This is a genomic window from Parasphingomonas halimpatiens (genome assembly GCF_036663795.1).
GTDB lineage: Bacteria > Pseudomonadota > Alphaproteobacteria > Sphingomonadales > Sphingomonadaceae > Sphingomonas.
In genome coordinates this window covers 136,852-158,729 of the sequence record NZ_JAXOJP010000007.1, presented here as the reverse complement: position 1 = coordinate 158,729, position 21,878 = coordinate 136,852, and the positions used below count along the sequence as shown (strand labels likewise).

At 66.7% G+C, this 21,878-nt stretch carries 11 protein-coding genes; 9 read left to right on the top strand and 2 right to left on the bottom strand.

The annotated features are described in order from the left end of the window. Positions 1-41 precede the first annotated feature (41 nt). From U1839_RS10015 to U1839_RS10005, 3 genes are all read left to right on the top strand, one after another. Positions 42-2,387 carry an HAD family hydrolase gene (locus U1839_RS10015; RefSeq protein ID WP_332803500.1) on the top strand — a complete coding sequence of 782 codons (2,346 nt, stop codon included), beginning with the start codon at positions 42-44 and terminating at the stop codon, positions 2,385-2,387. 28 nt (positions 2,388-2,415) lie between these two features. Further along, positions 2,416-3,294 (top strand): S1/P1 nuclease, encoded by an 879-nt coding sequence (locus tag U1839_RS10010; RefSeq protein WP_332803499.1) that lies wholly within the window; start codon positions 2,416-2,418, stop codon positions 3,292-3,294. Positions 3,295-3,567: 273 nt separating this feature from the next. Next, the gene (locus U1839_RS10005; protein ID WP_332803498.1) at positions 3,568-6,477 is read left to right on the top strand and encodes a TonB-dependent receptor plug domain-containing protein; all 2,910 of its coding nucleotides are present in this window, start codon (positions 3,568-3,570) and stop codon (positions 6,475-6,477) included. 61 nt (positions 6,478-6,538) lie between these two features. On the opposite strand, the gene clpB is transcribed toward U1839_RS10005, so the two are convergent. Then, complete coding sequence (gene clpB, locus U1839_RS10000) at positions 6,539-9,121, bottom strand: ATP-dependent chaperone ClpB (RefSeq protein ID WP_332803497.1); 2,583 nt, start codon at positions 9,119-9,121, stop codon at positions 6,539-6,541. A gap of 219 nt (positions 9,122-9,340) precedes the next feature. Here clpB and U1839_RS09995 point away from each other — a divergent pair, with 219 nt between their 5' ends. The 5 genes from U1839_RS09995 (at position 9,341) to U1839_RS09975 (ending at position 18,641) form a co-directional block, all read left to right on the top strand. Further along, the gene (locus U1839_RS09995; RefSeq protein WP_332803496.1) at positions 9,341-11,476 is read left to right on the top strand and encodes a penicillin acylase family protein; all 2,136 of its coding nucleotides are present in this window, start codon (positions 9,341-9,343) and stop codon (positions 11,474-11,476) included. 60 nt (positions 11,477-11,536) lie between these two features. Continuing rightward, entirely contained in the window at positions 11,537-14,383 is a 2,847-nt protein-coding gene (locus tag U1839_RS09990; RefSeq protein WP_332803495.1) for a M16 family metallopeptidase, read from the top strand. A 16-nt stretch (positions 14,384-14,399) separates the two neighbouring features. Next, positions 14,400-14,699, top strand: a complete 300-nt coding sequence (locus U1839_RS09985; protein ID WP_332803494.1) for a hypothetical protein — start codon at positions 14,400-14,402, stop codon at positions 14,697-14,699. Positions 14,700-14,861: 162 nt separating this feature from the next. Then, positions 14,862-16,769, top strand: coding sequence for a CocE/NonD family hydrolase (locus U1839_RS09980; protein WP_332803493.1), 1,908 nt, complete (start codon positions 14,862-14,864; stop codon positions 16,767-16,769). A gap of 54 nt (positions 16,770-16,823) precedes the next feature. After that, on the top strand, positions 16,824-18,641 hold the full coding sequence (locus U1839_RS09975) for a DUF885 domain-containing protein (RefSeq protein ID WP_332803492.1): 1,818 nt from the start codon (positions 16,824-16,826) through the stop codon (positions 18,639-18,641). Between the two features lie 7 nt (positions 18,642-18,648). Here the strand turns inward: U1839_RS09975 and U1839_RS09970 are convergent, their stop codons facing one another. Beyond that, on the bottom strand, positions 18,649-19,938 hold the full coding sequence (locus tag U1839_RS09970) for a glycoside hydrolase family 130 protein (RefSeq protein WP_332803491.1): 1,290 nt from the start codon (positions 19,936-19,938) through the stop codon (positions 18,649-18,651). Between the two features lie 312 nt (positions 19,939-20,250). Between U1839_RS09970 and U1839_RS09965 the strand changes: the two genes are divergently transcribed. Next, the gene (locus tag U1839_RS09965; RefSeq protein WP_332803490.1) at positions 20,251-21,858 is read left to right on the top strand and encodes an MBL fold metallo-hydrolase; all 1,608 of its coding nucleotides are present in this window, start codon (positions 20,251-20,253) and stop codon (positions 21,856-21,858) included. Positions 21,859-21,878: the final 20 nt, after the last annotated feature.

Below are 21,878 nucleotides of genomic sequence, written 5' to 3'. Positions count from 1 at the left end.
CCCGTAACGCCGGGCGCCGCGCCCGGCGACGGGGAACTGCCATGACGACGACCATCCGCCCGCACGAGATCGCCACCCTGCTCGATCGCGCGCCTGCCGGCATCAAGCTGTTGTCGCTCGACTGCTTCGACACGTTGCTGTGGCGCGCGACCGAGCTGCCGCAGGACGTGTTCGCCGAGTTCGGCGATGCGGGCGGCGGGATCGAAGGCCGCGTCGCCGCCGAGAAAACCGCGCGCTATCGCCGGGCACGCCGCGACGGCAAGGTCGAAGCCAGCATCGAGGAAATCCACGCCGCGCGCGCCGGGCGGCCCGACCCCGACGGCGTCGCGCGCGAGCTCGCGCTGGAAGCGCGCCATTGCTACGCCTTTGCGCCGACCGTCGCGCTGATCGAAGCCGCCAAAGCTGCCGGGCTCGGCGTGATTGTCGTCAGCGACACCTATCTGTCCGAGCCGCAGCTGCGCGCACTGATCGCCAGCGCCGCCGGCGACGATGTCGCGGCGCGGATCGATCGCATCTTCTGTTCGTCCGAACATGGCGTTTCCAAGGGCGAAGGTCTGTTCAAACCCGTCCTCGCCGCGCTCGGCGTGCCCGCTTCGGCGATCCTCCATGTCGGCGACAACCCGCATGCCGATGGCGTAGCGGCAGATGCCGCCGGCCTGCATGCCGTCCATATCGAACAGTTCGACGCCGCCACCAGCAAGCGGCTGCGGCTGGAAGCGGCCGCTTCGGTGATGGTCGATCCCGCGACACGCGTGTCGAAGCCCGCAATCCAGCCACATCGCGCGGCGCTGGCGCTGCGTCAGGCCGGCGACCCCGCCTGGTGTCTCGGCCATGACGTGTTCGGCCCGCTGTTCGACGCCTTCGCACGCTGGATCGGCGACGAGGCGACCGCCCTCGCCGCCGCGACCGGGCGCCCGGTCAAGCCGGTGTTCGTGCTGCGTGACGGCTTCCTGCCCCACCGCGTCTTCGAAGCGCTGGGCGGCAACGGCACGGCGGTCGCGATCAGCCGCTTCACCGCGCGCCGCGCCAGCTTTACCGACGAAAGTGCGATCCACGACTATCTCGATAGCGAGGAAACCGACCGGCTCGACGCGCTCGCGCCGCAGCTCGGCCTGTCCGAGGTCGAGGCGCGCAAGATCGGCGCCACTGGCCGCGCTTTCCGCAGCAACGTGCTCCGGCCCGACCGGGTCGGCCAGATCCTCGGACGCAGTGCCGCCTTTGCCAAACGCCTCGTCACGCATGTCGTGCGCGAAGGCCAGGTTGAGCGCGGCGACGTCGTGATGCTGGTCGATCTCGGCTATCATGGCAGCGTCCAACGGCTCATCACCCCGCTGCTCGAAGAGACACTCGGCGTGACGGTCGAGGGTCGCTATCTGCTGCTGCGCGATTCCGGCCCGCTCGCCGTCGCCAAGCGCGGCCTGTTCGATTCGCGCCATTATGACCATCGCGCGCTCGCCGCGCTCAGCCGTCAGATCGCGATCGTCGAACAAATCGCTACCTCGGGGGCGGGCTCGGTGATCGACTATGCCGAAAATGGCCGCGCGGTTCACCGTGCCAACCGCGTCTCGCCGGCGCAAGCCGAGACCCGCGACGCAATCCAGGCCGGCATCATCGCCTTCACGCGGACCGCGCCAGCGGCAGTCCACCGCCCGCCCGTGTCCGACGATGCCGAGGGCCGCCGCCGCATGGCGATGGCGATCCTTGCGCGCCTGCTTTTCCTGCCCCAGGCCGAAGAGATAGCGCTGTTCGGCACCTTCGAGCACGACGTCAATCTCGGCACCGACGACCTGCTCGGGCTGGTCGACGACGCGAGTGCCGGCGCCGGGCTCAGGCGGCGCGGGCTGCCCTATCTGCGCTCGGTCGACCGCATGTTCCTGCCCGGCGAGCTGCAGCGCCATGGCCTGCCGCTCAGCCTGTCGCTGTTCGCCGGCAATTGCCTCGAACTCGACCTGCGCAGCGGCGACTTCAACGTCGCCGCGCTGCCCGTGCCGGTGCTGATGGTCGACGCGATGCGCCAGATGACCGGCAGTTTCGACGCCTATGCCACGCATGAGGGATATCACGCGCTGACCATCCCCGTGGGCGATGCGCAATTCAGCGTCGGCGTCCAGATCGGCCTCATCGCCAGCGTGATCCAGCTCGACGAGATCGCATTCTACCGCGTCAGCGATTTCCAGCGCATCAAGGGGCCACCGCCGCGCCCGATCGCCGCCGTGCCCGTTCACGACGCGATGACGCGCATCGCCGACGATCTGTGGCAATGCCACGAAAACAGCCTCGTTTTCGTGTCGCCGCCGGCGATGGCGAAGCCCGAGCCGTTGCTGCTGTCGCTGGTATTCCGGCCGGTCGTGACGCGTCCCGCGGTCGCGCTGCGCGCCGTAGCCTAAGCGCAGCGGGCGCCTTATAGCCGCCCCGATGAGTCGCATTGTAACCGCCGCCACGATCGGTGCCTTCGTCGCCACGATCGGCCTGTCCGCTCCCGCTTCGGCCTATTGGGAATATGGCCATGAGACGGTCGGCGAGATCGCCATGGCCAACGTTACCCCGGCGACGCGTCTTGCAGTCCGCCGCCTGCTGGCAACCTCGGCATCGCTCGGCACGCCCGAATGCCCCGCTACGACGATCGAGCGCGCCAGCACCTGGGCCGATTGTGTCAAGAAACTGAAGACCGGCGATGGCAAGCCGCGCTTCGGCTATGCCTATGGCTGGCACTTCCAGGACGTGAATGTCTGCCAGTCCTTTGCGCTGGCCGAGCCATGCAAGGACGGCAATTGCGTGTCGGCGCAGATCGAGCGCGACGTCGCCACGCTGCGCGACCGCCACGCGCCGCGCAAGGACAAGGTCCAGGCGCTGGTGTTCCTGATCCACTTCGTCGGCGACCTGCACCAGCCGCTCCATGCCGGCGAGAAGGCCGACAAGGGCGGCAACGATATCGGCGCGAGCTATGGCGTCTATGCACCTCAGCGCTTCAACCTCCATTCGGTGTGGGACGGCCCGCTCGCCGAGCGCGCGATCACCACGGGTCCAACGCTGGTGCGACGCTACCCGGCGGCAACCCGGGCGCGCATCGCCGCCGGCACGGTGACCGACTGGAGCCGCGAAAGCTGGCAGGTGGCGCACGACGTTGTCTATGCTACCGCACTGCACGGCGATCCGTGCGGGCCCAACCCGGCGCGTGTCGCGCTGGACGATGCGACGATCGCCAGCCTGGTGCCGGCGGCCCGCCTTCAGGTTGAACGCGGCGGCCTGCGCCTGGCGAAGTTGCTGGACAAGGCATTTAGCCGGATCGGGTGATGCAGCCGACACTGGCGGCGACCAGCGACGCGCACGGCCCTCATTGCCGGGGTGGCGATTTCCGGGCCCGACCAGCCCGGATAGGAACGGTAACGTGACAGAATACTGTTGCAACCCGGTGACAGTGTGAGACAAAACCTACCGGCAGGCTGCGTGGCCGGTTTACAATCAACAGCGATACTTTGCACAAGGCGACCGGGGTAGGGGGCGCCGAGGGTGCCAGCTCGGCGAGATGTATTCGCCTGGCACGTGTAAATCTTGAGGACTCCCCTAATGACAACATCGCTGCACCGTTCCCGCCAGGCGCATTTGCGCGCCAGCGCGGCGCCGCTCGGGCTCGCTTTGGCGCTGATCGCGGTACCTGCCTTCGCCCAGGACCAAACCGCACCAGCACCGGCCGCACCCGTCGACCAGGCCGCCGACACCACCCCCGATATCGTCGTGACCGGTACGCTGTTTCGCCGCACCGACAAGGAAACGCCGTCGCCCGTCACGGTGCTGACCGCGGAGAATCTGCAAAAGGCCGGCATCACCAACATCGCCGACGCGATTCACTCGATTTCGGCGGACAATTCGGGCTCGGTCCCGACCGCCTTCGCCAACGGCTTCGGCTCGGGCGCCGCCGGCGTTTCGCTGCGCGGCCTGACCGTCAACTCGACGCTGGTGCTGATCGACGGCATCCGTACCACCAACTATCCCTATGCCGATGACGGCCAGCGTTCCTTCGTCGATCTTAACTCGATTCCGAAGAGCACGATCGAGCGGATCGAAGTGCTCAAGGACGGCGCGTCGTCGACCTATGGCGCCGATGCGATCGGCGGCGTGGTCAACATCATCCAGCGCAAGGAAATCAAGGGCATCGAGGGCACCGTCGAAGGCGGCATCTCGCAGCGCGGCGATGGCGGCGAGCAGCGTGCGACGCTGACCGCGGGCTATGGCGACCTGAAGGAGCAGGGCTTCAACGTCTACCTCAACGGCGAATATGAGCATGACGGCCTGATCGGCGTCGCCGATCGTGGTTTCCCCTACAACACCACCGACCTGAGCTCGATCGGCGGCTTCGACAACAATGTCGGCGCATTCGGTGCGTTCGGCGGTCGCGTCGGCACGATCAGCGCGGTCGTTCGCCCTGCAACGCAGACCACGCCGGGCAACCCGTTCAGCGGCGTCGCCCTGCCCGACACGCTCAGCCAGGTGCTCAACCCGGCCGGTTGCGCCGCCGGCACGATCGCCAAGTTCGACCCGGTCACGCTGGAAAATGGCGGCAATGGCGGCGCCTATTGCGAGCAGAACCAGGCGACCTACGGCACGATCGCGCCCGAGCAGACGCGCTATGGCTTCACCGGTCACGCGACGGTGCAGGTCGGCGACAATGCACAGGCCTATCTGACCGGCACCTATTATCACAGCAAGGTGTTCTCGACGACCACCCCGTCGACAATCCGCCAGCGCAACCCGATCAACTCGACCAACGTCGTGTTGCCGGCGCTGCTCAGCAACGGCACGCTCAACCCGCAGAACCCCTATGCGGCGCGGGGCCTGGCCGCACAGATCAACTATGCGTTCGGCGACATTCCGGCGTCGGCCGAGACCGACAACAATGTCTACCGTATCGCGGGCGGCATTTCGGGCAAGTTCGGTGACGGCTGGGGCTATTCGTTCGATGCGACCTATGCGCGCAGCGACCTGACCGGCACCAACAAGGGCTATATCAATATCGCCGGCCTGACCAATGCGATCAACACCGGCAGCTACAACTTCATCAATCCGTCGCTCAACAGCCAGGCGGTGCGCGATTCGATCTCGCCCGACGTGGTCACCAAGGCCCGGACCGAGCTGTACATGGCGCAGGCCGTCGTCACCAAGGATCTGTTCCAGCTGCCCGGCGGTCCGCTGCAGGTCGCGGTCGGCGGCTCGGTGCGGCGCGAAAAGCTCAACAATCCGAATGCCAATGTGAACAACGCCTTCCTCGGCCTCAATGCGGTCACCGCCTCGGGTGCCCGGACGGTGACGGCGGGTTTCTTCGAGGTGAACGCACCGATCTTCGACCAGCTCGAGATCAACGGTTCAGGCCGCTACGATCACTATTCGGACGGCTATAGCCGCTTCTCGCCGAAGGTCGGGTTCAAGTTCACCCCGATCCGCGAACTGGCGCTGCGCGGTACCTTCTCCAAGGGCTTCCGCGCACCGAGCTTCGCCGAATCGCAGAACGGCGCGGTGATCGGCTACACGACCTCGTCGCCCAACTGTAACCTGATCCTCGCCCATGGTGGCACCGCCACGGCCGATGGCTGCACCGGCGGCAATTCCTACGTTCAGGCCTATTCGATCGGCTTCAACAACGCGTCCAACCCCAACCTGAAGCCCGAGAAGTCGCGCAGCTTTACCGCCGGTGCGATCTTCCAGCCGACGCGCTGGCTCAGCATGACGGTCGACTATTACAACATCAAGAAGACCGACGTCATCTCGGGCGGACCGCTGGCGGGCGCTGCGCTGTCAGCCTATTACGCCGGCACGGCCCTGCCGGCTGGCTATACCGTCACGGTCGACGATCCGGATCCTCAGTTCCCGAACGCGGTACGCCGGGTGTTGATCGTCAATTCGCCTTACGAAAACGCTGCGGCGCTGAAGACGTCCGGTATCGATGTCTCGATCCAGGGCGACTTCAAATTCGGCGGGAACACACGCTTCACCACCCGGCTCGAAGGCACCGAAATCCTCAACTACGATTTCAAGCCCTCGGCCAACGACCCCTATGACCATTATGTCGGCACCCAGGCGCCGTACGTGCTGTCGTCGGGGGCAGGGACGCCACGCTGGCGTGCCAACTGGCAGAACAGCCTGCAGACCGGGCCGTTCACGCTGACCGGCACCGCTTATTATGTCAGCGGCTACCGCTCGGTGGCCGAGGACCAGAGCGGCCACGGCGCTACCAGCTGCGCGGATTCGCTCTATGGGGCGGGTGACACCTTCTGCAGCACCAAGGGCTTTTTCGACCTCGATCTGGTCGGTGAGGTCAAGGTCAACAGCAAGTTCAGCTTTTACGTGAACGTGATCAACCTGTTCGACGCCAGTGCGCCGCTCAACCCGGCCAACTACGCCGGCAACAACTACAACCCGACCTGGACCCAGTCCGGGATCGTCGGGCGCTTCTTCCGCGCGGGCGCGAACTTCAAGTTCTGACCCGTGGCCTGAAGGCCTGACAGGATCGGGGCGGCTTCCACGCGGAAGCCGCCCCCTTTTCTTATGCCGCGACCGTAAGGCTCAGCTTGCCGTCGCCCTCTTCGACCCGGATCGTCGAGCCGTCGCGGACGTCGCCGCGCAGGATCATGTCGGCGAGCGGGTCCTGCAGGTAACGCTGCACCGCGCGCTTCAGCGGCCGCGCGCCATAAACCGGATCGTAGCCGACCCGCCCGAGCCAGTTGCGCGCCCCCTCGGTCAGGTCGAGCACGACCTTGCGGTCGGCCAGCAGCTTGCCGACGCGCGCGACCTGCAGGTCGACGATCGGCGCCATCTCGCTCTGCCCGAGCCGGTGGAACAGGATGATCTCGTCGAGCCGGTTGAGGAATTCGGGGCGGAAATGCCCGCGCACGATCTCCATCACCTGTGGTTCGACCGCGCTGACCGGCTCGCCATCGGGCTGGTTGGCGAGATACTGGCTACCGAGATTCGAGGTCAGGATGATCAGCGTGTTGGTGAAATCGACCGTGCGGCCCTGCCCGTCGGTCAGCCGCCCGTCGTCGAGCACCTGCAGCAGCACGTTGAACACGTCGCCATGGGCCTTCTCGACCTCGTCGAACAGCACGACCTGATAGGGCCGTCGGCGCACTGCCTCGGTCAGCACGCCGCCCTCCTCGTAACCGACATAGCCCGGCGGGGCACCGATCAGCCGCGAGACGCTGTGCTTCTCCATGAATTCGCTCATGTCGATGCGCACCATCGCGGCGGGGTCGTCGAACAGGAATTCGGCCAGCGCCTTGGTCAGCTCGGTCTTGCCGACGCCCGTCGGCCCGAGGAACAGGAAGCTGCCGAGCGGCCGGTTGGGGTCCTGCAAGCCGGCGCGCGCGCGGCGTACCGCGGTCGACACGGCGTGCACCGCATCGGCCTGGCCGATCACGCGCTTGCCGATCGTCTCTTCCATCCTGAGCAGCTTGTCGCGCTCGCCCGCCAGCATCCGCTCGACCGGAATGCCGGTCCAGCGGCTGACCACGCCGGCAATGTCGTCGGCGGTGACTTCCTCGCGCAGCATCGCGCCCTTGGTCACGCCCTGCGCCTCTTCCAGCTTGCGCGTCAGCTCGGGGATGCGGCCGTAAGAGAGCTCGCCCGCCTTGGCGAGATCGCCGGCGCGCTGCGCCTGCTCCAGTTCGAGCCGCGCCGCGTCGAGCTGCTCCTTCAGCCGTGCCTCGGCCGAGATCTTGTCCTTCTCGGCCTGCCAGCGCGTCGTCAGCTCGGCCGATTGCTGCTCGAGATTGGCCAGTTCGCTGTCGAGATTGCCGAGCCGCTCGATCGACGCGGCGTCTGTCTCGCGCTTCAGCGCCTCGCGTTCGATCTTGAGCTGCATGATACGCCGGTCGAGGATTTCGATCTCCTCGGGCTTGGACTCGACCTCCATGCGGATGCGGCTCGCTGCCTCGTCCATCAGGTCGATCGCCTTGTCGGGCAGGAAGCGATCGGTGATGTAGCGGTGCGACAGCGTCGCCGCCGCGACGATCGCGCCATCGGTGATGCGCACGCCGTGGTGCAGTTCGTAACGGTCCTTCAGCCCGCGCAGGATCGAGATGGTGTCCTCGACCGTCGGCTCGCCGACGAATACCGGCTGGAAGCGCCGTTGCAGCGCCGGGTCCTTCTCGACATGCTTGCGATATTCGTCGAGCGTCGTCGCGCCGATGCAGTGCAGTTCGCCGCGCGCCAGCGCCGGCTTGATCATGTTCGACGCATCCATCGCGCCGTCGCCCTTGCCCGCGCCGATCAGGGTGTGCATCTCGTCGATGAACAGGATGATGTCGCCCTCGGCGGCCTTGACCTCGTCGAGCACGCCCTTGAGGCGCTCCTCGAACTCGCCGCGATATTTCGCGCCGGCGATCAGGCTGCCCATGTCGAGCGCCATCAGCTTGCGGTCCTTGAGCGTGTCGGGCACGTCGCCATTGGCGATTCGTAGCGCCAGCCCCTCGGCGATCGCGGTCTTGCCGACGCCGGGTTCGCCGATCAGCACCGGATTGTTCTTGGTGCGCCGGGCGAGGATCTGGATCGTGCGGCGGATTTCCTCGTCGCGGCCGATGACGGGATCGAGCTTGCCGTCGCGCGCCGCCTGGGTCAGGTCGCGGGCGAATTTCTTGAGCGCGTCGTAGCGATCCTCGGCACCCGCCGTGTCGGCGGTGCGGCCCTGGCGCAGCTGGTTGATCGCGGCGTTGAGCGCCTCGGGCTTGGCGGCGGCGGCGGCCAGCGCCTTGCCGGCGGCGGTCGTCGTCGCCAGCGACAGCGCGACGAGCAGCCGCTCGACCGTGACGAAGCTGTCGCCGGCCTTTTGCGCAATCTGCTCGGCCTGGTCGAGCACGCGGACGATGTCATTGTCGAGCCCGGGCTGCTGCTGCGCGCCGCCGCCCGACACCGCGGGGATCTTGGCGAGCGCGGCATCGGTTTCGGCCACCGCGCGCTTGGCGTCGCCGCCCGCCGCCTGGATCAGACCGGCGGCCATGCCCTGCTCGTCCTCGAGCAGCGCCTTCAACAGATGTTCGGGCGAAATCCGCTGGTGGCTCATGCGGATCGCAACGGTCAGCGCCGACTGGAGAAAGCCCTTGGCGCGGTCGGTGAATTTCTCGAGGTTCATGAGCGTCCCTGTCCTTGGTCTCAGCGCAGATAGTGTTGTAATTTGGCAACACAAGGGGCGCGATCATCGGTAATCGCAATGCGTCAATATACCTAATGATGATGGCGACGCGTCGTGCGGCGCGCTGCATGGAGACGGGCGCCTGGTCGATTGCCGGGTCGCGCTTTCCGGGCCGCGCGGATAAGACCGACGGCACAAGAGCAAATAGGTGGGGATGAGATGCGGAAGATTTTGCGGCGTGCTGGCATTTTCGTCGTGGTCCTGCTGCTGCTGGTCGCGATCTTCCTTGCCACGTGGGAGCCGCTGACCGCCCGCGCCGCGACCCCGCCGCCGACACATCATTATGACGTGACCATCGCGCGTGACAATTTCGGCGTGCCGCACATCTTCGGCAAGACCGACCCCGATGTCGCCTATGGCATCGCCTATGCCCATGCCGAGGATGATTTCGCGACCTTGCAGGAAGGGCTGGCGATGTCGCGCGGGCGGCTCGGCGCGATGACCGGCGCGGATGGTGCGAAGAGCGATTTCGCGCTGCATCTCGTCGGCGCGCGCGCCACCGCGCGGCGCGATTACATGAAGCAGCCGGCCGATGTCCGTGCCTTGCTCGACGGCTATGCCTCCGGGCTCAATCGCTTTGCCGCGCGCCACCCCGACGAGATCCGGCTGGCGAAGCTCTTCCCGGTCAATGGCGAGGATATCGCGACCGGTTTCGTGTTGCGCTCGCCTTTCTTCTTCGGGCTCGACGCGACGCTTGCCGCGCTGGTCGGCGATGAGGCGCTGCCGCGCGAGAATGCCGGCCCGCAACCCGATGCGCCCGACGTCACGCCGGTCGGGCCCAACGGCCAGGAGAATGGCTCGAACGCCTTCGTCGTCGCGCCGCGTCGTTCGGCCGATGGCCATACGCGGCTGGTGTCGAACTCGCATCAGCCGTGGCGTGGCGGCGTCGCCTGGTACGAGCTGGTGGTGCACTCGCAGGCCGGGTGGAACTTCGCCGGCGCAACCTTCACCGGCGCACCCTATCCGTTGATGGGGCACAATCTGACGCTGGGCTGGACCAATACCGTCAACCGGCCCGATCTCATCGACGTCTACAAACTCGCGCTGGGTGCCGATGGCACCAGCTACCGCTTCGACGGCGCGATGCGTCCGCTCGAAAAGACCACCGTGTGGTTGCACGTCAAGCTGTGGGGGCCGTTCGTCCTGCCCGTCCCAAAGACGGTGTACCGCGCGGTACAGGGGCCGGTGATCGTCAACAAGAGCGGCGCCTTTGCGATCCGCTATGGCGGCGCCGACCAGCTCAGGATGGTCGAGGAATATTACCGCCTCAATCGCGCCCGCACTTTCACCGAATGGCAACAGGCGCTGGCGATCCAGGGCGTGCCGGCGACCAACTTCCTCTACGGCGACGCCAAGGGCAACATCGCCTATTTCTACAACGCGTCCTTCCCCAACCGGAGGCCGGGCTTCGACTATGCCAGGGTGCTGCCCGGCGACAGGTCGCGCGACTTCGCCCCCGGTACCGTGGCCTGGGCGCGGGTGCCGCGGAACGTCAATCCGGCGTCGGGTTTCCTGATCAACGCCAACAACACGCCCTATCAGGCGGCCGGGACCGGATCGGAGATCCCACCGCAGGACCCGCTGCTCGGCGTCGAGACCGACACCACCAATCGCGGCACGCGCGCGCTCGAGCTGATGGGCGCCAACCCGCGGATCAGCGCCGAGGATCTAACCCGCATCAAGTTCGATACCGGGGTCAGCAAGCAGGGCTGGGGCGGCAAATGGTTCGCTGATCTCGCCGCCGCTCCGCCGAAGGACAACGAGCAGGTCGCGCACGCCCAGCAGCTGCTCGCACAGTGGAACTGGAATTTCGACGGCCACAACCCGGCGCAGTCGCTGGCGGTGATCCTGATGCGCGCCGGGCAGAAATGGCATTACCGCCGCAATGCCGAGCTCGACCCGCAAGAAGAACTCGCCAAGGCCGCCGCCTATCTCACCGATCATTTCGGCCGGCTCGATCCGCCGCTCGGCGAGGTGCTGCGCCTGCGGCAGGGCAAGGTCGATCTACCGATGGACGGCGCGCCCGAGGTGCTGCGCGCGGCATCGACCTGGGACGAGGCGCCCGACGGGCGGCTCGTCGTCAACCATGGCGACAGCTTCATCATGTTCGTCGACTGGGACAAGGCGGGCCATGTCAGCTCGCGCTCGATCCAGCCGTTCGGCGCGGCGATGACGCGGCCAGACTCGAAACATTATACCGATCAGGCAAAGTTGTTCGTGGCGCACCAGCTCAAGCCGGTATGGTTCTACCCCAGCCAGCTCAAACAGCATGTCGAGCGCGTCTATCGGCCATGATTGCGCCGGCAATGGCCCGCGCTATAACATGATGCAACACGTCAAGATTGGGGAAAGTCGATGAATCGCAAGCTGTTCGTGCAGTCCGCCGCGCTGCTGTCCGGGGTCGCGCTGGCGGTGCTCGCCGTGCCGGCCTCAGGCCGCCCCGCCACGCCGACACCGGTTGCCAAGCCCGCCGCTTCGGTCGCTTCGCTGGTTGCGCAGGTTGCTATCCCCTATCAGCAATTCACCCTGCCCAACGGGCTGCGCGTCATCGTCCATACCGATCGCAAGGCGCCGATCGTCGCGGTAAGCGTGTGGTACAATGTCGGCTCGAAGATGGAGCCGGCGGGCAAGACCGGCTTCGCGCATCTGTTCGAGCATCTCATGTTCAACGGCAGCCAGAACGCGCCAGGCGACTATTTCACCTATCTCAAGCAGCTCGGCGCGACCGACTATAACGGCACGACCTATTTCGACCGCACCAACTATTTCGAGACCGTGCCGACACCCGGGCTCGGCGCGGCGCTGTTTCTCGAAGCCGATCGCATGGGGCATCTGCTGCCGGCAATGACGCAGGCGCTCGTCGACGAGCAGCGCGGCGTGGTGCAGAACGAGAAGCGCCAGGGCGACAACGAGCCTTATGGGCTGGTCGAATACAAGCAGGTCGAATCGCTCTTCCCGGCGACGCACCCTTATGGCCACACCACGATCGGCTCGATGAGCGACCTCGACGCCGCCAGCCTGACCGACGTGAAGGCCTGGTTCACCGATCATTATGGCCCCAACAATGCGGTCCTCGTGCTCGCCGGCGATATCGATGTCGCGACCGCGCGTCCGCTGGTCGAGAAATATTTCGGCGGCATCGCGCGCGGGCCGCAGGTGCATCTCCCCGTCGCCCCGGTGCCGACGCTGGCCGCGCCCAAGGTCGAGACGATCACCGATCGCGTCGCCACCACCCGGCTCTATCGCATGTGGGCGGTGCCGGGCCTCAACGACCAGGAATCGGTCGCGCTCGACGTCGCCGCATCGGCGCTCGGCGGCCTGTCGAGCGCGCGGCTCTACCAGGCGCTGGTCAAGAAGGAGAAGCTCGCGGTGTCGGCGCGGGCCAGCAACCAGAGCTTCTCGCAGCTCGGCATCTTCGAGATTACCGTCAATGTGAAGCCGGGCATCGATCCGGCGTTGGTCAACAAGCGCATCGACGAGATTCTTGCCGATTTCCTGAAAACCGGTCCCACGGCTGACGAGGTCCAGCGCATCGCCACCAGCGATGCCGCGCGGCGCATCGCCGGGCTGGAGTCTGTGGGGGGCTTTGGCGGCAAGGCGGTCGCGCTGGCGCAGGGCGCGTTGTTCTCCAACGACCCCGATCACTATAAGAAAGAACTCGCGATCCTCGCCGCCGAGACCCCGGCGCGCGTCACCGCCGCCGCCAACAAATGGCTGTCGCGCCCGGTCTATGCGTTGACCGTCGCGCCCGGCGCACGCGCCGCCTATGCCCAGGCCGCCGCCCCGGCCAAGGCGCCGGCGGCCGCAGCTGCCGCCGCGCCCGATGCGCCGCCGGTCAAGCTCGATGTCGGCAAGGTCGAGGCGCTGTCCTTCCCGAAGGTCGAGCGCACGCGCCTGTCGAACGGCATCGAGCTGGTCTACGCCCAGCGTGCCGCCGTGCCGATGACACGCGCGGTGATCAGCTTCGATGCCGGCGGCGCCGCGGATCCGGCAACCCGCCTCGGCACCCAGACCTTTACCCTGTCGATGATCAACGAAGGCACGCCGACGCTCGATTCCAATGCGCTGGGCGCCGCGCGTGAGCGGCTCGGCATGGGGCTTGGCATCGGCGCCAGCGCCGACCGCACCTCGATCAGCCTGTCGGTGCCGAGCGTCAACCTTGCCCCGGCGCTCGACATCTTCGCCGATGTAACGCGCCGCCCGACCTTCCCGGCGGCCGAGATGGAGCGTGTGCGCGGCCAGTTGCTCGCCGCGATCGCGCAGGAAAAGACCAACCCCAATGCGCTGGCCGGCCGCGCCGTCCCGCCGCTGCTTTACGGCCCCAACTCACCCTATACCAAGCTTGCCGCCGGCACCGGCGACCCCGCCGCGGTCAAGACGATGACGCGCGACGAACTGTCCGCCTTCGCCGGCGCGTGGCTTCGCCCCGACAAGGCGAAGATCTTCGTCGTCAGCGATCGTCCGCTCGCCGAGATCAAGGCGGCGATGCAGGCGCATTTCGGTGACTGGACCGCGACCGGCGTGGCCGGCGTGAAGGACTTCGCCGCTGCCCCGGTCCAGGCGACGCCGAAGATCGTGCTGATCGATCGTCCGGATTCGCCGCAGTCGATCATCGTCGCGGCGGCGCTGACGGGCCTCAAGGGCACCGACGATCTGCTGCCCTACAGCACCGCGAACGTCGTGCTCGGCGGCGATTTCCTGTCGCGGATCAACATGGATCTGCGCGAGGCACGGCACTGGTCCTACGGCGCGGGCGGGCGCTTCTCGGCGCTCGAATTCGTCGCACCCTATCAGATCAATGCGCCGGTGCAGGCTGACAAGACCGGTCCGGCGATCGCGTCGCTGCAGGACGATCTCAAACACTTCCTGACCGATCAGGGCATCACGGCCGACGAGTTCGATCGCACCATCGCCGGCGCGACACGCCAGCTTTCCGGCAGTTTCGAAACCGGCAATGCCGTGCTCGGTGCGATGCAGGCCAACGATCTCCTCGGGCGCCCCGACGACTATTACCAGACGCTCGCATCGCGCCTCGGCCGTTTCACCCGGCCCGAGCTCGACGCGGCAGCGCGGCGCGTCATCGATCCGTCGAAACTGGTGTGGATCGTCGTCGGCGACGCGAGCAAGGTGCGGCCGCAGCTTGACAGCCTCGGTCTGCCGGTTGAGGTGGTAGCCGCCGAATCCGTTGCGGATCGGCACTGATTTTCAGGAGAGAGCGATGTCAGGTGTCGATGGAACCTATGAGACCGTTGTGAAGTCGCCGATGGGCGACCAGAAGGCGACGCTCACGGTCAAGAGCGACGGCAACAGCTGGACCGGGCAGCAGATCGGCGCGATGGGCACCGCCGACATCACCAACGGCACGGTCGACGGCAACACGATCAGCTGGAGCATGTCGATCACCGTGCCGATGCCGATGACGCTCGATTGCAGCGCGACGATCGACGGCGACACGCTGACCGGCTCGGTCAAGGCCGGCGCCTTTGGCAGCTTCCCGATGACGGGTACGCGCGCCTGAGACCCATCACCCGGTGATGAAAGCGGCCCGCCTCCCAACGGGGAGTGCGGGCCGTTTCTTTTTCGGCACCCTGGACTTGTTCCGGGGTCCGTGCTGCCGCACACCTGTCGCCGTCACAATTGCGCCGAGGCAAGCTCGGCATGACGAAACGGGGAACAGACGATGCACTATCGCGCCATGCTTGCCGCGTCCGCCATGCTGTTGGCACCGGCCCTCGCTCATGCCCAATCCGCCGCGGACAAGGCCGCCGACGAGCGCCCCGCCACGGTCACCACCGCGACGCCCGGCTGGAACTATGAGCGCCGCGCCGTCGACATCGCGATGCGCGACGGGGTCAAGCTCCACACCGTCATCCTGATCCCCAGGGGAGCGCACGATGCGCCGGTGATCTTCACCCGCACACCCTATAATGCCGAGGGGCTGACCGCGAACCAGCATAGCGGCGATCTCGGCTCGATCCTCGACGGCTATGACAATGCCTATGACGTGATCACCGAGGGCGGGTACATCCGCGTCGTCCAGGACGTGCGCGGCAAATATGGCTCGGGCGGCATCTACATGATGAACCCGCCGCGCGCCGGCACCGCGCTCAACCCGACGAAAACCGACGACTCCACCGATACCTGGGACACGATCGACTGGCTGGTGAAGCACCTGCCCGAATCGAACGGCAAGGTCGGCATCATGGGCATTTCCTATGACGGCTTCCTGCCGCTGATGGCGACGATCAACCCGCACCCGGCGCTCAAGGTCTCGGTGCCGATGAACCCGATGGTCGATGGCTGGCGCGGCGACGACTGGTTCCACAATGGCGCCTTCCGCCAGATGAACATGCCCTATGTCTGGGAACAGGTCGCAACCCGCGACAATTCCAGCGTCTGGACGTCGAACTACGCCGACGATTACGACCAGTATATGAATGCCGGATCGGCCGGCGAACTCGGCCGCCAGCACGGCCTCGAACAGGTCGGCACGTGGCGCAAGGTCGTCGCCCACCCCGCCTATGACAGCTTCTGGTCGGAACAGGCGATGGACCGCGTGCTGGCGAAGGAGCCGCTCAAGGTGCCGATGATGCTCGTCGCCTCGCAATGGGACCAGGAGGATATCTACGGCGCGACCGCAGTCTATGCCGCGCTCAAGCCCAAGGACAGCGCCGGCGACATGGTCTTCCTGTCGATGGGGCCGTGGTATCACGGTCAGGAAATCGCCAATGGCAGCAATCTCGGCGCGATCAAATGGGATCAGGACACCGCCAAATGGTGGCGCCACCATGTCCTCGCGCCATTCCTCGCGCATTATCTCAAAGGCGCCGCGATGGACGTGGCACCGGTCACTGTGTTCGAGAGCGGCACCAACGAATGGCGCCGGCTGCCGGGCTGGCCCGAGGCGCGCAGCGGCACGCCGCTCTACCTCAAGCCCGGCGGCACGGTCGGTTTCGACGCGGCAGGCGGTGCGGCGCAGACCGCCGACTATGTCTCCGACCCCGCCAAGCCGGTCACCTTCGTCTCGCGCCCGGTCGCACCGATCGGCTATGACGGCGATCACTGGACGGCGTGGCTGACCAGCGACCAGCGCCCCGTGTCGAGCCGCCCCGACGTGCTGACCTTCACCGGCGAGGTGCTGACCGCGCCGGTCAAGATCGCCGGCACGCCCGTCATCCATCTCACCGCCGCGACCAGCGGCACCGACAGCGACTGGGTGGTCAAGCTGATCGATGTCTATCCCGACCAGGTGCCGGGCGATCGTGCGATGGGCGGCTATCAGTTCGCCATCGCAATGGACATCTTCCGCGGCCGCTACCGCGAAAGCCTCGCCGAGGCCAAGCCGCTCGCCGCGGGCGTGCCGCTCAAATACCAGTTCGCGCTGCCCGCGTCGGACCATGTCTTCCTGCCCGGCCACCGCATCATGGTGCAGGTCCAGTCGAGCTGGTTCCCGCTCTACGACCGCAACCCGCAGAAGTTCGTGCCCAACATCTTCTTTGCCAAGCCGGCGGATTATGTGAAGGCGACGCAACAGGTTACGGTTGCAGGACCGGATGAAAGCTATATCGACCTGCCCGTGGTCAGGTGAGCACAATCTTCCCTGCGCCGGGGGAAGGGTAATTTCTCCGAGGAACTTGCGTCGATGAGTACGCCGATCGACCGCCGCACCATCCTCCGCTCCGGCGCGGCGGCCGGGGCCGTGCTCACGCTTCCCACCGCAGCGCTCGCGGCGACCCCGGCGCACGACCCGAAACTCGCCACGCTGTTCGATACGCTGTTCTTCGAAGGGGTGAGCCAGCGGCCCGAGAGTGCGACCCTTCTCGGCCTCGACACCGGCAAAAATGCCGATCTGCGCAGCAAGCTCAGCGACGCCAGCGAGGCCGGCCGCGCCGCCTCCCGCGCGCTCACCGCCAGCCAGATCAAGCGCCTGCTCGCGGTCGATCGCAAGGCGCTCTCGCCCGCCGACCGGCTCGACTATGACGTGGTGCTCTATGCCCGGCGCGCAGCCGCGGCCGCCGACCATTTCGCCTATGCCGGCGCGCCCTATGTCATCAGCCAGCAGAACGGCGCCTATCAGTCGACCCCCGACTTTCTCGACACCAAGCACCCGCTCAACAGCGCCGGCGATGCCGAGGCGTGGCTGTCGCGGCTTGCCGCCTTTGCCGGCCAGCTCGACGCCAACACGACGCGCTTCACCCGCGACGCGGCGGCGAACGTCCTGCCGGCCGATTTCCTGCTCGACCTGACGCTGACCCAACTCGGCAAGCTCAAGGTCCCGGCAACCGACGCGCGCCTGATCCAGTCCTTTGCCGCGCACGCCCGCGCCAGGGGCCTGCCCGACAGCTACGCGACCCGGGCCGCCGCGCTCCACGACGCGCAGATCCTCCCCGCGCTGACCCGCCAGTTCGACGCGGTGACGGCGGCGCGCGGCCATGCCACGCATGACGCGGGCGTGTGGAAGCTCAAGGACGGCGACGCCTTTTACCGCATGGAGCTGCGCAACGCGACGACCACCCGGTTGCCCCCGCAGGAGGTCCACAGATTCGGCCTCGACCAAGCCGCCGCGATCACCGCGCGGATGGACGGCATCATGCGCAAGCAGGGCATGACGTCGGGCAGCGTCGGCGACCGGCTGAAGGCGATCCACGATCTTCCCGGCCAGGTCTTCCCCAACACCGATGCCGGCAAGGCCGAGGCGATCGCCTATTGCAACGCGCGGCTGGTCGCGATCCGCGAGCGCCTGCCGCGCGTGTTCAAGCGCATCCCGCCCTACAAGTTCGAGGTGCGCCGCGTGCCGCCGGAAACCGAGGCCGGCGCCGCCTCGGCCTTTTCGCAGGGCCCGTCGCTCGACGGGTCGCGCCCGGGCTATGTTTATTTCAACTTCCAGGATTCGGGCGAATGGCCCAAATTCATGCTGCCGACCGTGATCTATCACGAGGGGTTGCCGGGCCATCAGTTCGAGGGCGGCCTCGCACTTTCCAACAACGACCTGCCGCTGATCCGCAAGGCAAGCGGCTTTTCGGGCTATGCCGAAGGTTGGGCGCTTTATGCCGAGCAGCTCGCCGACGAGATCGGCATGTATGACGACGATCCGCTCGGCCAGCTCGGTTATCTCAAGGAGCAGCTTTTCCGCGCACACCGCTGCATCATCGACACCGGCTTGCACCATTATCGCTGGAGCCGCGAGCGCGCGATCGACCTGTTCGTCACCGCGCAGGGCGAAACCCCCGGCTTCGCGACCCGCGAGATCGACCGCTACTGCGTCAATCCCGGCCAGGCGTGCAGCTACAAGCTCGGCCACTCGACCTTCGTCGCGATCCGCGACAAGGCGCAGAAACTGCTCGGCGCGAAATACGACATCAAGGATTATCACGACGCGGTGCTGGCCGGCGGCCGGTTGCCGCTGGAGATCCTGCAGGCGCAGGGCGATGCGTGGATTGCGCGGCGTATGCGAGGCTAGGCTTGCGCTACTCCATGACCGACAGCAGGTTATCGATCGAAGCCGTCGCGAATGCCGTGAAGCTGTCGGCAACGGCATAGGGTAGCAGCATCGTCCTCCCCGCGACCAGCGCGCCGCAGCTATAGACGACGTTGGGGACATAACCGTCGCGTTCGTGCGGACTCGGCGCAAGCACCGGGCGCGGCGTGCGCGCGAGCAGCTTGGTCGGGTCATCCTTGTCGAGCAGACAGGCCCCGACGCAGTAATTGCGCACCGTGCCGACGCCATGCGTCATCACCAGCCAGCCCTCGTCGATCTCGGTCGGCGAGCCGCAATTGCCCATCTGGACGAATTCCCACGGGTAGCACGGCTTGACGATCTTCTCGCCGCCCTCCCAGTGCAGCACGTCGTCCGACAGATGCAGCCAGATATTCTCATTGTCCTGCCGGCCGAGCATTGCATAGCGCCCGCCGACCTTGCGCGGGAACAGCGCCATGCCCTTGCCGCTCGCGGCGCTGCCGGTCAGCGCGCGCATTTCGAACGAGCGGAAATCGGTCCCGCTGAGCAGTTCCGATCGCACTGCGGCGCCGCTGAACGCGGTATAGGTGCCGTGATAGACGACGCTGCCGTCATCCTCGACGAAACGCACCAGCCGCACATCCTCGATGCCCTGCCTCTGGCTCGGCAACAGCGGATACAACACCGTCTCGGAAATCGACTGACTGCCGCCGCAATGCAGGTTGATCACGGCATCGCCATCGCCCGTGTCCGCGGCGACGATCGGTGCCACCGAGCTCTCGCCGGCCGCCTCGACCAGCAACTCGCCGCCCGGCGTCCAGGTGCCCGTGCGGAATGTGACCGACGAGACATGCCCCTCGCCGATGCCGCGCAGCGACATGACGAATCGCAGCGCGCCCGCCGTCAGCCCCGACTGGTCAGGATGCAGCACGATGCTCGGGTTGAACAGCGCTGCTGCCTCATAGGCATATTCCTCGCTGAGATAGGCGCCGATCAGCCGACGCTGGTCGGGATTGATGTCGGCGACGTTCGACAGCCCTCCGGCGATCTGGTCGAAGCGCCGCATCAGCATCGCGTCGACATCGCGATGATGTTCGTCGAGCGATTCGCTGACGCCGATGAACTGACGCGCCAGTTCGGCGTCGTCGAGCGTCAGGATGCGGTCGACGATCTGCTGGTTGCGCGACGGTCCCGTGTCGAACCCAGCCGGATATCCCAGTTCGAACGGCCGCACGACGGTGCGCGACGGGTCGGGCCGCAGCACCTGTTTGTAGAAATCCAGCTTCGCTCGTTCGACCACGCTGTGTCCCTTCGTCGTTTGCCATCGGTGATGCGCGTCGCGTGCGCGACGACGGTAACGCTGCCCGCCCGTTTTAGAGCCACATGCCTATCGCCGCCTTTGCGGTTTCCACCAAGGTCGAGCCTCTGCGCTCGCACCGTGCCGTTACCCGCGCCGGCCCCGGCCCTGGCCCGAGGTCCGGGTTTCTACGCATGATGCGCGCCGTCCGGGCCGCCTAGGTTCGGGCTATTGGGAGAGTGCAGGCATGGCCGATCACGATACTGCGTCACGCGCCGCACGGCGCCGTCGGTCTTCATTATCGTCGGTCGCCGCATGACCGACGGCTTGACCCTCGCCTTTCACGGCGCGGCCCGCACCGTGACCGGCTCGTGCATGGAATTCTGCCACGCCGGCAAGCGCGTGCTGGTCGATTGCGGGCTGTTCCAGGGCTCGCGCACGCTTGAGACGCTCAATCGGGCGCCATTCGCGTTCGACGCGGAGAAGGTCGATGCCGTCATCCTCACCCATGCCCATATCGACCATAGCGGGTTGCTCCCCCGGCTCGTCGCCGAGGGCTTTGCCGGCGACATCTGGTGCACCGAACAGACCGCCGCGCTGCTCGAATTCATGCTCGCCGATGCCGGCCGCATCCAGGAAGGCGATGCCGCCCGCCGCAATCGCCGCAAGGACCGCGCCGACCAGCCCGCGATCGAGCCGATCTACACCGAACAGGATGCCATCGCCGCGTGGAAACAGACCCGCGCCATCCCGTTGGAAACATGGTTCGAGCCCGTGCCGGGGTTCCGCGCGCGGCTGTGGAATGCCGGGCATATCCTCGGCTCGGCCTCGGTCGAGATGATCGTCGACGACACGCATCTGCTGTGCTCGGGCGATATCGGCCCCGAGAACAAGGCCTTTTATCCCGATCCGGAAAGCCCGGCCGGTTTCGACCATGTCATCTGCGAATCGACCTATGGCGATCGCACGCGCGAGGACCTCACCCTCGCCGACCGCCGGACGCTGCTGGAAACCGAGGTCAAGGCGGCGCTCGCGCGCGGCGGCAACCTGATCATCCCCGTCTTCGCGCTCGAGCGGACGCAGGAGCTGCTGCTCGACCTCGCCGCGCTGCTCGACGCCAAGCGCATCCCGGCGGTGCCGGTGTTCGTCGATTCACCGCTCGCCAACCAGGCGACGCGCGTCTTCGCCCGCTATGCCGACACGCTCAAGGACATGGAGGGCGGCAACATCTTCCACAACACCGCCTTCCACTTCGTCGACGCGACCGCCGAATCGATCCGCCTCAACAGCGTGTCGGGCGCGATCATCATGGCGGCGTCGGGCATGTGCGAGGCCGGGCGCATCCGCCACCACCTGATCCACAATCTCTACAAGCGCGAGGCCACGATCCTGTTCGTCGGCTTCCAGGCCGAAGGGTCGCTCGGCCGCGTGATCCTCGACGGTGCCGAACGCGTGCGCATCTGGGGCGAGGACATCGTCGTGCGCGCGACGATCCGCCGCATCGAAAGCTATTCCGCGCATGCCGACCAGCAGGGCCTGCTCGCTTGGATCGCCGCCCGGCGCCCGATTACCGGCAGCCTGTTCCTGTCGCATGGCGAGGCCGGCGCGATCGAGGCGCTGCGCGGGCTCGCCACGTCGCAGGACCTCGCCGCGGCGATCCTCGTCCCCGAGATCGGCGAGGTCTACCGCCTGCAGCCCGCGACCCGCGCGACGCGGATCAAGACCGCCGACCCGCAGCTGCAGCAGGTCGTCGGGCGCGACTGGGAGAACAGCTATGCCGATTTCGCCACCAGCCTGAAACGCGAGCTGTCGCGGATCGAGGATGCCCGGGCACGCGAAAAGGCCGTGGCCGAGATGCGCGCCGTGCTCGCCAGCTATATCGATGCCCGCGCCGAGCAGAAGGCGCGGCGCCATCATCCGTGAGGCGCGGCCGGCGGTGACCA